The organism is Alphaproteobacteria bacterium (assembly GCA_037146715.1).
In the GTDB taxonomy this organism is placed as follows: Bacteria; Pseudomonadota; Alphaproteobacteria; order UBA7879; family UBA5542; genus JBAWWO01.
On record JBAWWO010000020.1, the window covers coordinates 1 to 13,192 of the forward strand.

Genomic DNA, 13,192 nt, shown 5'->3' on the forward strand with positions numbered 1-13,192 from the left:
CAAGATGTACATGTCGGAATTTTCATCCCTGGTTTCACGCGGATTACCCAAAAAATCTAGGTTTTATTTTAGCACTCGATCGCGAAACAGCAGGATCTCAAATTCATAATGTACCAAGATGTACATGTCGGAATTTTCATCCCTGGTTTCACGCGGATTACCCAAAAAAATATAGGTTTTATTTTAGCACTCCATCGCGAAACGGCGGGATCTAAGGCTTCTAATATGCCCAAATCATGCGCCGGGACCTCCATTATCTATACGTTCTTTTAGGTTATTCAGAGTGGCTGACATGGTCTCGATAATCTTTAGTAGATCTACTGGGGGTTTTAGAGAAAGCATAGTCTTTTTAATAACAAATTCTCTTTGTGGAAATGGAATGCTACTGATTGAAATTATAAGTGTTGCACAGTCTTGGCCATTCAATTGATAATCACTGAATGATCTAACATATTCAGCAATGTCGCGCCATTCCTCAGAGGGTGCGGTTGCCATAGCGGGCAGGATGGCTGCATAATCTGACCCGATACCATTATTTTTACTAAGAGATCTGCTTATTTCTACAAGCAACGCTCTTTCTGTATCCCGAATGTTTGTAAGAGCGGCAAACACTCTATCACGTTCCTCTTCTGTCATGTTTGGAACGACCAGAGATTGTGGATTTTTTATAAAATCAGCAATTTCTCGTCCATGGCTTGTTTCAATTATTTCTTTCGGAATTCTGTCGGTTACAGCTTTTCTTTCTGCAGTGGGAACATCTTTTAAAGCATTAAAAATGGTTAAGTAGCTTCGACCTGTCATCTTGGGGTTAACAAGTCTTTTAGTCCACATGGCGACATTTTTTGCTTCATCCAAAGAAATCCTTTTTAAGGAAGTAAGGAATTCTTCGCAGGTAAATCCATCATTTTCTTCTGGTAGAAGATACTGAATAATCTCTTGGGTGTTTTTACGGGGAAGGGCCTTAATGATTTCTTTTTCCCATCTGCCAAATTTTTCAGAGAAAATGGCAAATCTTTGAGAAAAAGTGGGGGGGCCGAAAATAGTAGGTTCTTGGGTTGCACTATGAGATTCCATTCCCATTATGCAGATACTAGCTAACACAACATATATTTTTTTAGATATCATAATTCTTTATAACTCCTTCATAGGTTATTTAGGCATAGCAGAGGCTAAAATAATAGTCAAAGAGGTTAAATGAGAAAAAAGGGGAGGGGATGAAAATTGGTTGCGGGGGCAGGATTTGAACCTACGACCTTCAGGTTATGAGCCTGACGAGCTACCGGGCTGCTCCACCCCGCGACAGAGTGTGTGAATGAATTAGCACAGTTTTTTTTGTTCGTCCAGTGTTTTTTACCAAGACCGGGGGGCTAACAGATCTTCGTGGCGGGAAAATTTATCGGCAATCAGATGATTCGTATCTCGATGAAGGATTTCGTCTTCGCGAACGGCGATGATAAGTTCCCTCAATCGGGCATTTTTGGAAAGATTCCAGTATTTTATGGCCAGCGGTGTTGCGGGTATATTTTCTTTTTTCGGATTTTGATCAACTTGCTCTAAATACTCAGTGTAGCTGATGATGGCTTCTTCTTCTAAATACCCCACAAACCGATGGGCCGTCTTTGAAGAAAACACATACAAAATAAAATAAGCCATAACGAAAAGAAATTGCGTAATGACAATGGCCATGCGCTCAAGCCAGGTAGGTTTGGCAATTTCAATGAAAATCATCAAATGCATGCGTTCATTATTAGCCTCAGCCAGCAATTTTTCGATCCAGCCTTGGTCGTCTCTGATTTTGCGCAAACATCTGAAATGAAGTAAAGCGGCGCCTACCATTCCTGGGACTGCCGCCACGGTCTCCAGCACAACTGCTCTGTGTCCATAACGTTTTTTGAAGAAGGCATCGGCCAAAATTCTTAAGAATTTTACCAGTCCTAAGGCAAATCTATCGCGCAGATCTTTGGGGTCTTGATGTTTATGAATCATCGTCATTTTTAAAATATAAACCTATAATTGTCTTTTTTGAAGTTTTTTTCTTGATCTTGGAAAAAATTACGCGTATTAAAATGCAGATACACATTATTATAGATTTTCTTAAGGAGATGTTGTTATGTCAACGTTAAAGTCATTAGAAGTTACAACTAGAGCCGAAATTGGCACAGGCCCCGCACGGGCAGAACGCCGCAAAGGGTTTGTTCCAGGCATTTTGTATGGCAACAAAAAAGAACCTTTAGCCGTTAGTATTGAAGAAAGACTTTTGGTTAAGGAAATGAGCATAGAAGGTTTTCTAAGCCATTTGTATGAACTAAACGTAGCTGGCAAGAAAGAACAGGTTTTGGTTCGTAGTGTGCAGTTTCACCCAGTGACAGATCGTCCTATTAGCATCGACTTTATTCGTGTTGGCGCAACAAGCAAAATTACGATTGATGTTCCGTTGCACTTCATTAATGAAGCCCAGTGTGCGGCCCTTAAGCAGGGTGGGGTGTTGAATACATTGCGGCACTCTTTGCCTTTGATTTGTTCACCTAACCAGATTCCTGAATTCATTGAGTTGGATTTGGCGCCATTGACCATTGGAAGCTCAATTTCTTTGGCAGACTTGAACATACCTTCTTATGTACAAGTTTCCCATCCTGAGCGGGTTGGTACTGTTTTGACGATTGTTCCGCCTAAGGTTGTTGATGAAAGCGCCGCTGCTGAAGCAGCCCCTGCCGCAGCTTCTGCCGCTGAACCAGAAAAATCAGCCTAAGCTTATGAAGCTTGTTGTTGGATTGGGAAACCCAGGTCCCCAATATTTAACAACGCGTCATAATGCGGGATTTTTGCTACTAGACTATCTTCAGGATTATTATAAGATTCCCCCCTTTAAAGCTAAATTTCAAGGAGGCGTTTCTTTGGGAGAAATTGAATCCCAGGAAGTTGTGTTTTTAAAACCGCTAACTTTTATGAATCTATCAGGACAGTCTGTGCAAATGGCGGCCCACTTTTATAAGATTCTGCCCCAGAATATTTTCGTATGCCACGATGAAATTGATATTTCCTTTGGGGCTGTTAAAGTAAAGCAAGGGGGCGGCAATGGGGGGCATAAGGGGCTGAAAAGTATAGAGGCCTCTTTGGGAACTCAAGAGTTTTGGCGATTGCGTCTTGGGGTGGGAAGGCCTTCGTCTTCCCAGGATGCAACGCAGCATGTTTTGGCGAATTTTTCAAAGCACGAACAAGAAGAGCTGTCTTCTTTATATGATAAGATCAGCTGCTTTTTCCCCTTGTTTTTGAAAGAAAAACCTCAAGAATTCATAGAAAAAATAGGTGTGTAATGGGATTTAATGTCGGAATTGTAGGGCTGCCAAATGTGGGTAAGTCAACTTTGTTTAATGCGCTAACATGCACAGCAGCGGCTGAGGCTGCCAATTACCCCTTTTGTACCATTGAACCCAATATAGGGCGAGTAGGGGTTCCAGATCCTCGACTTGATAAAATTGCAGCCATTGGAGGGTCAGCTAAAGAAATCCCAACTACTTTGGAATTTGTAGATATTGCGGGGCTTGTTAAAGGCGCCAGCAAGGGGGAGGGGCTAGGAAATCAGTTCTTGGGTCATATCCGGGCCGTTGATGCCATTGTTCATGTTCTGCGCTGTTTTGAAGATGGCAACATCACCCATGTGGAAGATTCTGTTGATCCTTTGCGGGATATGGAAATCATTGAAACTGAGCTTTTGCTTGCAGATCTTGAAAGCATCACGAAAAAAATACAAACTCTGGAAAAAAAGCTTAAAACTCAAGATAAAGGCGCCGTGGAAGAAATGCGTGTGGCCCAGATTTTGTTGCCAGCAATTGAACAGGGAACACAGGCGCGACATGTAAAGTTATCTGCAGAAGACTTAGCGATTGCCCATTCCTTTCATTTATTAACCCTAAAGCCAGTTTTATATGTATGTAATGTATCTGAGGCTGAAGCCGCCAAAGGCAATCACTTTTCCGCAAAAGTCATGGAAAAAATGGGTTCTGAGCGGGTGTTGGTGATTTCTGCAGCCATTGAGTCAGACATTGCGTCTTTAGAGTCAGCTGAAGAAAAATCCTTATTTTTGGCTGAACTAGGATTGACTCAGTCAGGTCTGCATCAAATTGTGGCGGCTGGCTATGGCCTATTGAATTTATTGACGTTTTTTACAGTGGGTCCTAAAGAAGCCAGGGCCTGGACCTTGAATAAGGGATTAAAGGCTCCTCAGGCCGCAGGGGTGATTCATACAGATTTTGAACGAGGATTCATCTGCGCAGATACCATTGCGTACGCAGATTACGTAGCCTATAAGGGTGAGCAAGGCGCCAAAGAGGCCGGCAAAATGCGTCAAGAAGGTCGTGAGTATTTGGTGCAGGATGGGGACATCTTTCACTTCAAATTCAACGTCTAGCTCGTTCCTTTAAACTGAGTACGTCCTTATTCTTCCCTAACCTAGGTTTTACTAGATGTCGTTCCTCGTGCCTCGTATCCTTTTAAAGCAATCTAACTATATGAGGCCATCTATAAGAGGGTCTTGCGACACTTCCTTTTTGCTTTTCAGGGCGCCATCTTCTTGAAAAATCTCTTCTTGAATTAATTTTCCATCCTCATCAAAGGTACGAATCATTCGGATTTTTTGGCTTTCATAATATTGGGTTGTTTTGATTTGGGGCAGGTTGTTTGCATATACCGTTTCTTCTAACAAAGCTCCGCTGGGGTAAAATGTTTGACTAAGCCCTTCTAAATTGCCAGCCACATAGGTGCATTTTTTGATGATATCTTTTTTATCATTGAACAGAGTATAGGGGCCATCTAGTTTATTGTTGGTATAGGACGCAATCATGCTGACATATCCTAGGGGGCTATAATAGGTTGCAATTCCTGACATTAGATCGTCCACAAAATTAATGTCTGCTATCTTAACGCCCTTTGCGTAGAATGTAGAAAGGCCTTGTTTTTGACCTTGCACATACATCATGTCTTGGATCAGGTTTTCATCAGCGTCAAAACCTTGCATTTTGCCATCTATAATGCCCTCTGTGTAGGTGGTTGTTTGAATCAGTTTTTGGGTGGTGGGGGAATAGATTTCCCGGACCCCTGAGACCTTGCCCCCCGCATAGGGGATTCTTTGGATCACGTTGCCGTTTTTATCTTTAATTTCTTGAATACCGTCTTGAGGAGGCAAAGAATATTGATCTGTGACAGTAGGGGGAACTGAGGCTTCAGCTTCAAGATCTGTAGACGCCCCCTTATCAGCGGCTGTTGTGGCAGTTCCTTGCTGAGAGCGTAGTTTGTCTAGAAAATCTGGTGAGAAATCTGGCATTAGTTATCCTTTATCCAAGTATAAGCATTTGGCCCACAATACTGACCATTCCATCAGCCGTGACTGAGACGCTGGCCGACGTAATCGTAAAAGCAGCATTGGCTGTTTGGGCGATCATAGGGGCTTGTAAACTCATTTGGGCATCCCCCTGTAAACTCATCATCAAAGCTTGCAGGGTTGCTGTTGTTTGAGAAGTTAACTGATAACTTTGGGCTTGAACAGTGGCTGCCCCTGTGGCTTGCAAGCTATAGGTTGAGGACCCTTGAATTGAAATGGCACCCCCCACTTGAATATTTAAGTCACCCCCAATATTCATGCTGTAATTTCCGCTGACAGTCACATCCTGGTTACCGGTTACATTGATGCTGCGATTCCCCTGGCTTAAGGTGATGCTTTCATTTCCCTGGTCAAGGGTCATGGCTCGGTTGCCTTTTTTCAGCAGCAAGGTATCGTTTCCGCCCCCATTTTGGCCCTCTAGGGTTGTGGTGCGGTTGCCATTTAAGACGTCAATATTCAGATCTTTTTGGGCATGCATATAAATTTCTTCTGAATTCGCTAAATCTTCAAATCGTAATTCGTTAAAGCCGTTGCCTCCCTTTGAGGAGTTCGTCTTAATGGTGCTTTTGGTGGGGGTGTCGGGCAGATAGGGAGGCAGGTTTTCCCCATTATACACACAGCCCGTAATCAAAGGATAATCGGGATTGCCGTCTAAAAAGGTTACCACCACCTCTTGCCCTATGCGGGGGGTGAACAAAATGCCCCAGTTTTTCCCTGTCCACTGTTGAGCCACCCGAATCCAGCAGGATGTTTTGTCGGCCGTTGTGTCGCTTAAATCCCAGTAAAATTTCACAAGCACTCGGCCATATTGATCTGTCCAAATTTCTTCCCCATCCTTGCCCATGACAAGAGCCGTCTGGGTTCCATAAACTTTAGGACAGGGGGTTTTTAAAACGGGCAAATGGATTTGAGTACTATCAAATAAAACAACCTTATTTTGATACAGGGAGCGCTGTTCATTTCTGTTCTCATCATTTTCTTGTAAGGCATCGTGGTAAAGGCGATAGGTCACATATTCCGTGTTCGCTGCTTGTCGAGGGCAATTGGTTAAATTCAGCGTTGTGCCTATTTCCAGCAGAGGAACGTTCGTATCCCCTTGGACCGAGGCAAAAGGAAACTCAAGAGCCCCTAGTCGACGGTTTGTTAAGGCTTGCCCATCTGGTTGTAGAATATAGTTACCGGGATAGTGATAAATCACGCGGTTGTCGCCTTGGCCTAGGGCTGTTGCCGCTAAGTTCGTGCTAGGCTTTTGAAAATCATAATCTTTACTGACATAGGCAGAGGGAACAATCTGCTGACAAATACGTAGGTTGGTGAGCCCAGGCATATCTACGCTGGGACGGTCAGCATAATAAATAGCAGGTAGGGTTGTGTAGTTAGCATTGGCCACATAGGGTTTTGAGCTATCGCACAGGACCATAGTGTGGGTGCCGTTTAGGTGTGAGAAAAAGTAATAAATGCCTTCGGCCTCCATCAAGCGGGAAACAAAGTTAAAATCACTTTCGTTATACTGCACACAGTATTCCCGCACATTCGTGCCAGCGGTGGTTGTTTGGTCCAGAATATCGATTTGGTGGACCGCCAGAACGGACTTGATAATATCCATAGTGGTTTGATTTTGAAAAATTAGGCAGTTTTCCGTTAAGGTCATCAACCACGCCGTGGGCTGAATGGTTAGATAGTAATAGGTTTTTTCATAAAACTGATTGTTGTTGCCCGAGGCCACGACCACAGTTGGCCCCTGACTAAGATGGGTAACGATACCACTGATGTAGCGGATTTTGCCATCAAAGGTCATTTGGATAGTGACTATTTGCTGAATTAGGCTTGTAAAATCTATGGCACTATCTGCCGCAGTATTCAAAGCTGGCGCGTAAACTTCGGCCTCAAAGCGGAAAAGTTCGGAAAATCCCTCAACCCCCGTGAATTTTTCCAAAATAAGGGCGTCCTTCCCCAAGGGGGTCATAATGGAAAGATAGACATTATCTTGGGTGGTTAAAAGAGCCATGTTTCCCCGTATTTTTATAATATGGGTGAATTATAAAATTTATACAGGCACGTGTCACGAAAAGATTTTTCTTTCTTGCAAGTTACCAGGGGTCACTTTAAGTTTATCTTATGACCGCACTAGAAGAAGGCATTAAAATCATCCAGTCTTATGCAAAAAATCTGCAGGAAAAACCTGGGGTTTACCGGATGCTGGGTGATAAAAACCAAGTGCTTTATGTGGGGAAAGCCAAGAATCTGAAGAACCGGGTTACAAGCTATACCCGGCCCGATAAACTTTCCATTCGCATTCAACGCATGATCAGTTTGACCCAGAAAATGGAGTTTGTGGTGACCCATACAGAAGGGGAAGCGCTGCTGTTGGAAGTCAACCTGATCAAGAACCTTAAGCCCAGATTTAACGTGCTGTTCAGTGATGACAAATCTTTTCCCTATTTGGTTCTGACTAAGGGGGAGCTCCCGGCTCAAATTATGATCTATCGGGGGGCGAAAAAGATTCCGGGGGATTATTTTGGGCCTTTTGCCTCAAAACATTATGTGCAAAAAACTTTGGAAATAATGACAAAGGTTTTTCGTATCAGAACGTGCTCGGACCGTATGTTTAGATCACGGCAGCGGCCTTGTTTGCAATACCATATTAAACGATGCACAGCCCCCTGTGTGGGAAAAATCAGTTGGGAAGATTATGCTAAAAGCGTTGAAAAAACAAAAAAGTTTTTGCAGGGCCATAACCAAGAATTGCAAGCTGATTTAGCCAAGGAAATGGCCAAAGCTAGCCACAATCTTGATTTTGAGAGAGCAGCGCTGTTGCGCGATCAGATTCAGGCTCTAACAAAGATTCAAGAGGAGCAAGGCTTATTTGTGCGGGGTATCGACGATGCGGATGTAGTTGCCTTGGTGCAAGAGGGCGGAAAAACGGCAGTACAGGTATTCTTTTTTCGTCACGAAAGCAACTATGGGAACCGGGTATATTTTCCGCAACAAACACCAGATCAAGAAGTGGGGGATATTTTGTCAGCATTTCTATCTTGGTTCTATGTGGGCAATAAGGCCCCTAAACAGATTTTGCTGAATCATGAGATTTCGGATCGAGCGATTTTGGAGGATGCTCTATCTAGCCAGGCAGGTTATAGGGTCCATATTGCTGCCCCTAAACGAGGCGATCTGAAGCAGTTGATAGGGCAGGTGGAAACCAATGCCAGAGAATCTCTTGCTTTGAAGCTTTCTCATGAAGATCAGGGAAAAAAATTGCATAAGAAATTGCAAGAGGTTTTAGGGTTGAATCATTTGCCCAATCGGTTGGAAATTTATGATAACAGCCACTTACAAGGCACCAATGCCTATGGGGTTATGGTGGTGGCGAATACAGAGGGCTTTGACAGAAAGTCTTATCGCAAATTCGCAATTAAAGATATGGATCCGGATGCTAGAGGAGGGGACGACTATGCTATGATGCGCCAAGTTTTGTGGCGGCGCTTTCACAAGGCAGAAACGGAAACATTACCCGATCTGGTTATTTTGGATGGCGGTAAGGGCCAGCTGAGCATGGGATTGCAGGTGATGGCGGATCTGGATTTGACTGTGCCTATTATCGGTATTGCTAAGGGGGAAGACCGTAATGCAGGGCGGGAAAAAGTGTATATGAAAGGCAAAGACCCTATTATTTTGGACCCCACGGATCCCTTGCTTTACTATTTGCAACGGTTGCGAGATGAATCTCACCGTTTTGCTATTGGTACCCATCGTTATAAGCGTCAGAAAGTCAGTTTGTCATCAGGGTTGGATCAAATCAAAGGCCTGGGCCCCAAACGCAAGAAGCAATTACTGAATTATTTTGGATCTGTAAAGGCTGTGTCAGAGTCTGGCCTTCAGGATTTGCAAAAGGTTGAGGGCATTAGCGGTAAAATCGCCGAAACCATTTATGATTATTTTCATGGGTAGGGCTTTACAAAAGGTGCATCTCTGCGTATTTTTAAACCAGTTTTTAAATCGATTTATTTTAAGGAGAATCAAATGACTTTGGAAAGAACTCTTTCTATTATTAAGCCCGATGGCACCCGTCGCAATTTAACAGGTGAAGTTAACGCATGTTTTGAAAAAGCAGGTCTTCGCATTGTGGCGCAAAAGCGTATTCAGTTGACAAAGAAACAAGCTGAAAAGTTTTATGAAATTCATGCAGCGCGCCCTTTTTATAATGATTTGTGCAGCTTTATGGCTTCAGCCCCGGTTGTTGTGCAGGTTTTAGAAGGCAAAAGTGCTGTGCTTAAGAATCGCGAAATCATGGGTGCAACGAATCCTGCTCAGGCAGAAGAAGGCACTATTCGTAAGATGTTTGCCCTGTCTATTGATGAAAACACTGTCCATGGATCTGACTCATTGGAAAATGCTCGCAATGAAATTTCCTTCTTTTTCAGCGAATGTGAGATTGTAGGGTAAGGGCAGTCATGACTAATTTGAGACATTTGCTTGTTGTTGTGAGCAGTCTTCTTTTTAGCATACCTGTTTCTTATGGGGCTTCTGCTCAGGAATTACCCGATGGCATGGTCGTATTTTCTTCTCTCGGATCAGATGGTAGTGCAATAGTTGTTCCAAGAGGACCTATAGATAAAAAGTCTTTGGAGGATTTGACTTTGCCCTTATCTGATGGGTTGGGAGGGTATAGTGAAATAGTCGCTAGCGGCCTTGCGAGTATTGGTGATGAGAAAAAAAGAGCGCATGTTGCTAGTAAAGCCAAAGATTTTATAGTACCTTCAATGAATCCTTTGGATCGACTTTCTGTAGTGCAAATGTTGGCTTTCACCTCCTCCGATGAGGAGAGACAAAGTGTTTGTGAGGGAGCCAAAAAAATTATGCAAATGGTTCCTGGTCTGTTTGAGGGTGAGTATCCGCGCCTTTTGCTCAGTCGCTTGAGAGAGACTCCCAAAGACAAACGAGGTGCAAAAGTCGATAGGTTTCTGGCTTATATTGGTCAATGTATAGCCAAGAAACCTAAACTTGATCAAGAGCATAAAGATGCTTTTGCGAGCAGAGTAATTCAGTTTCTTTATACATCTGAAGATGGAGAGTCAAGGGAGATCACTTGTACCCTAATACTGATCAAGCAGGGTCATCTTTAAAAGTCTACTTTTGTGGTGCTTTATTGGGTGCGCAAGCCATCTTTAGCTTGATTTAGGGTGTTTTTCATCTTCATTTGTGTTCATGGCTCACCCCATCTTCCCCCCTTTCCATTGCTTAGACATATCTTTGCAAAAGGGCCCAAACCCTCTGTTTTTATAGAAAAATGGATCCTCGGGTCAAGCCCGAGGAAAGAAATTGAGAGAGTTAAGCGCTTTCTTCCTCGTCCGAGGGGCTATATTTAGCTTCAAAAAAATCCTTTGACTGGGCTGAGCCTGTATTTAGGTCGGTTGAGTCAGTTAAGGAAGGTTCATCTTCGTCGTCTTCCGGATTATCTTTTGAAGGTTCTTCTTTTTCCTTAGGCTCTTTTTGATCTTGAACAGCAGGGGTTAAGTCAGCTTCAGGGGTTGAGGGCTCTTCTACAGCAGTTTCCATGGATTCTGATATAGGCGTCTCAGGGATGCTCTCCATTTGTTGTACAGTAACGGGAGAAGCGCTTTCAGGAAATTCAGCTCTAGCCGAAAGAGAAGCGCCTATTCCCCCCACTAGTGTCAAAAAAAACGAAGCTAATTTATTTCTAGTCATTCATGTCCTCTTTATATTTAAAATTTGAATAAATATATCTCTTCTATTTGGTTTTCACAACTAAGCATGTTAAAGATTTTTCTTTCAGGGTAGCGCACATGGTTTCTGCCTCTTTTTTTGACTTAAATTGTCCGACTTGAGTTGTATATTGTTTTCGTTTACGGCGCACTATGTTTAGGGCGCTGCTTACAACCGAAGTATGCTTTTTCTTAAGGTCGCTTATAAATTTGTTGGCTTGTGCGCGATTTCGGAATGTTCCTGTTTGAACAGTCCAATTAGACAAAGCCATGCGAGCCCTGTGACGTTTTTTGGAAACCTTGCGTTCTGCCTCAAGAATCTGTGCTTGGGTGGGTACTTGTTTGTTCAACAAAGTTGTCATCATGTAGTTTCGTCGGGGTTGGCTATATTCCCCCATAACAACCCCAATGATGCGTTCAGAGCCTATTTTTTGGGAGGCTACTAAATTCCAACCAGCAGCGGGGGTATAGCCTGTTTTAAGGCCATCAACCCCATCAATCTTTCCCAAGAGGGTATTGTGATTTTTATATCGTTTTCCGCGGAAAGAAAAATGGCGAGATGAAAAGAAATAATAAAATTCAGGATGATGATTTAAATGGGCTTGGGCCAATTTAGCCATGTCTTCTGCCGTTGATACTTGTTTTCGGTGGGGCAGGCCCGAGGGATTATAAAAAACTGTATCGTTCATACCCAAAGCTTCAGCCTTTTCATTCATCATGGCAGCAAACTCATATTCAGAGCCACCAATTCTTTCAGCCAAAGCCAAGGCTACATCATTGGCTGACTTAACAGCCAGGGCTTGAATGGCTTCCTCAACCGTTAATTTTGTGCCTGGTCTTAAATGGAGTTTGGAAGGGGGCAGTCGACAGGCTTTGCTTGACATGGGCACTTCGTCCGTCAATTTTAAGGTACCGTCCTTTAACTTTTCAAAGGTAATATACAGGGTCATCATTTTTGTTAAGGAGGCGGGGAATCGTTTCTCGTCAGAGTTTTCTGCAATGATTTTTTCGCCCGTTGAAGCATTGATCAACAGGTAAGATGGCTTTGACAAGGCATCCAGCGCAAAAAAAGTAACAATAATAACGAAGTATTTCATCATGATATGAGGACAAATTTAAAACGTCTAGGGGTTTTTACGCAAGCTTTTTTATGCTTTAACTTGATTTAGATTGTTTTCCAACCCATAATGTGGACATGGCTCAACCACACCAATACGGAAAACACTTTGTTGATAGGCAAATTGTGCCCCATCTTGCGCCCTTTCCGTTGCTTAGGAATGTCTTTGCAAAGCTAGGGAGAGAGCGCTTTATCACAGATATTCCCCTAAGCGTTGCCTATAGTGATGCTCTTTTAAAAACTTCCCAAGATCGATTTTTATTGCCGCCTCTGATGTTAGCTAAAATATTCCATCATTTGACGCCCAATGCAGATGATTCTGCCATGGTTGTGGCAGGTGGCGGTGGGTATACAGCGGGTATCTTAAGTTTTTTATGTGCTACGGTTTTTTTATTTGAAACGGATGAGATTTCTTTAAAATCTATTTATACGATCTATGACCAATGCAACATCAATAATGTTGTTCCTATTCAAGGAAAGCTGCGCGAGGGACTTTCCAAACAAGGTCCTTTTGATTGGATCCTCTTTGATGTGGGCGTTGATGTGGTTCCCCAGTTTTTTTTCAACCAGCTGAAAGATAAGGGAAAACTGATTGTTTGTGTGATTAAGGGCCCCAACTTTGGGGAAATTACCTGTTTTTCAAAGACTGGTTTGACGGTTGAAAAAACTGTGCTATTTGAGGGGTATATTCCCACCATTCCCCACTTTAATGAGTCCGTAGAGTTTACGTTTTAGAGAATAAATAATAGAATATTTCAATTAATTTTTATTTTATGCTAATATAAAAAAAGTTAAAAAACGAAAAACAGGGATGTAATGAAAGTAATAAATTTTTTTATATTTAGTTTATTTTTGTTTGTTTGGATAGACAACTCCTTGGGAGCAAGTAGTGAAAATATTTCCGCAAGACTGGGCAAAAGAACGGCCTTGTTGCATAAGTAGGGGTGGTTCGTGGTTGAAGGAGAGAGCTAAAAG

The 13,192-nt window shown here is 42.8% G+C and carries 13 protein-coding genes and 1 tRNA gene; 7 read left to right on the plus strand and 7 right to left on the minus strand.

Going from position 1 to position 13,192, the window contains the following annotated elements; genetic code table 11:
* Positions 1-234: 234 nt before the first annotated feature.
* From WCG05_05335 to WCG05_05345, 3 genes are all read right to left on the minus strand, one after another.
* Complete coding sequence (locus tag WCG05_05335; protein MEI8321407.1) at positions 235-1,125, minus strand: hypothetical protein; 891 nt, start codon at positions 1,123-1,125, stop codon at positions 235-237.
* 97 nt (positions 1,126-1,222) lie between these two features.
* Positions 1,223-1,299, minus strand: a tRNA-Met gene (locus WCG05_05340).
* A gap of 51 nt (positions 1,300-1,350) precedes the next feature.
* Positions 1,351-1,992 carry an alternative oxidase gene (locus tag WCG05_05345; protein ID MEI8321408.1) on the minus strand — a complete coding sequence of 214 codons (642 nt, stop codon included), beginning with the start codon at positions 1,990-1,992 and terminating at the stop codon, positions 1,351-1,353.
* A gap of 118 nt (positions 1,993-2,110) precedes the next feature.
* Here WCG05_05345 and WCG05_05350 point away from each other — a divergent pair, with 118 nt between their 5' ends.
* The 3 genes from WCG05_05350 to ychF are packed head-to-tail and all read left to right on the plus strand — an operon-like array spanning position 2,111 to position 4,408.
* Complete coding sequence (locus tag WCG05_05350) at positions 2,111-2,749, plus strand: 50S ribosomal protein L25/general stress protein Ctc (GenBank protein ID MEI8321409.1); 639 nt, start codon at positions 2,111-2,113, stop codon at positions 2,747-2,749.
* Positions 2,750-2,753: 4 nt separating this feature from the next.
* Entirely contained in the window at positions 2,754-3,314 is a 561-nt protein-coding gene (gene pth / locus WCG05_05355; GenBank protein ID MEI8321410.1) for an aminoacyl-tRNA hydrolase, read from the plus strand.
* The gene (ychF, locus tag WCG05_05360) at positions 3,314-4,408 is read left to right on the plus strand and encodes a redox-regulated ATPase YchF (GenBank protein MEI8321411.1); all 1,095 of its coding nucleotides are present in this window, start codon (positions 3,314-3,316) and stop codon (positions 4,406-4,408) included. The genes pth and ychF overlap by 1 nt, the downstream gene beginning before the upstream one ends.
* A gap of 96 nt (positions 4,409-4,504) precedes the next feature.
* Here the strand turns inward: ychF and WCG05_05365 are convergent, their stop codons facing one another.
* On the minus strand, positions 4,505-5,320 hold the full coding sequence (locus WCG05_05365) for a hypothetical protein (protein MEI8321412.1): 816 nt from the start codon (positions 5,318-5,320) through the stop codon (positions 4,505-4,507).
* A 10-nt stretch (positions 5,321-5,330) separates the two neighbouring features.
* Positions 5,331-7,385 carry a type VI secretion system tip protein TssI/VgrG gene (tssI, locus tag WCG05_05370; GenBank protein MEI8321413.1) on the minus strand — a complete coding sequence of 685 codons (2,055 nt, stop codon included), beginning with the start codon at positions 7,383-7,385 and terminating at the stop codon, positions 5,331-5,333.
* A gap of 110 nt (positions 7,386-7,495) precedes the next feature.
* On the opposite strand from tssI, the gene uvrC reads away from it, so the two are divergent.
* The 3 genes from uvrC to WCG05_05385 all read left to right on the plus strand — a co-directional run bounded on the left by uvrC (position 7,496) and on the right by WCG05_05385 (position 10,500).
* Positions 7,496-9,325 (plus strand): excinuclease ABC subunit UvrC, encoded by a 1,830-nt coding sequence (gene uvrC / locus WCG05_05375; protein ID MEI8321414.1) that lies wholly within the window; start codon positions 7,496-7,498, stop codon positions 9,323-9,325.
* Between the two features lie 72 nt (positions 9,326-9,397).
* Positions 9,398-9,820 (plus strand): nucleoside-diphosphate kinase, encoded by a 423-nt coding sequence (ndk, locus tag WCG05_05380; GenBank protein ID MEI8321415.1) that lies wholly within the window; start codon positions 9,398-9,400, stop codon positions 9,818-9,820.
* Positions 9,821-9,828: 8 nt separating this feature from the next.
* Entirely contained in the window at positions 9,829-10,500 is a 672-nt protein-coding gene (locus WCG05_05385) for a hypothetical protein (GenBank protein MEI8321416.1), read from the plus strand.
* A 205-nt stretch (positions 10,501-10,705) separates the two neighbouring features.
* On the opposite strand, the gene WCG05_05390 is transcribed toward WCG05_05385, so the two are convergent.
* Entirely contained in the window at positions 10,706-11,083 is a 378-nt protein-coding gene (locus tag WCG05_05390; protein ID MEI8321417.1) for a hypothetical protein, read from the minus strand.
* Positions 11,084-11,126: 43 nt separating this feature from the next.
* Positions 11,127-12,200, minus strand: a complete 1,074-nt coding sequence (locus WCG05_05395) for a D-alanyl-D-alanine carboxypeptidase (protein ID MEI8321418.1) — start codon at positions 12,198-12,200, stop codon at positions 11,127-11,129.
* Positions 12,201-12,295: 95 nt separating this feature from the next.
* Here WCG05_05395 and WCG05_05400 point away from each other — a divergent pair, with 95 nt between their 5' ends.
* Positions 12,296-12,952, plus strand: coding sequence for a hypothetical protein (locus WCG05_05400; GenBank protein MEI8321419.1), 657 nt, complete (start codon positions 12,296-12,298; stop codon positions 12,950-12,952).
* Positions 12,953-13,192 lie beyond the last annotated feature (240 nt).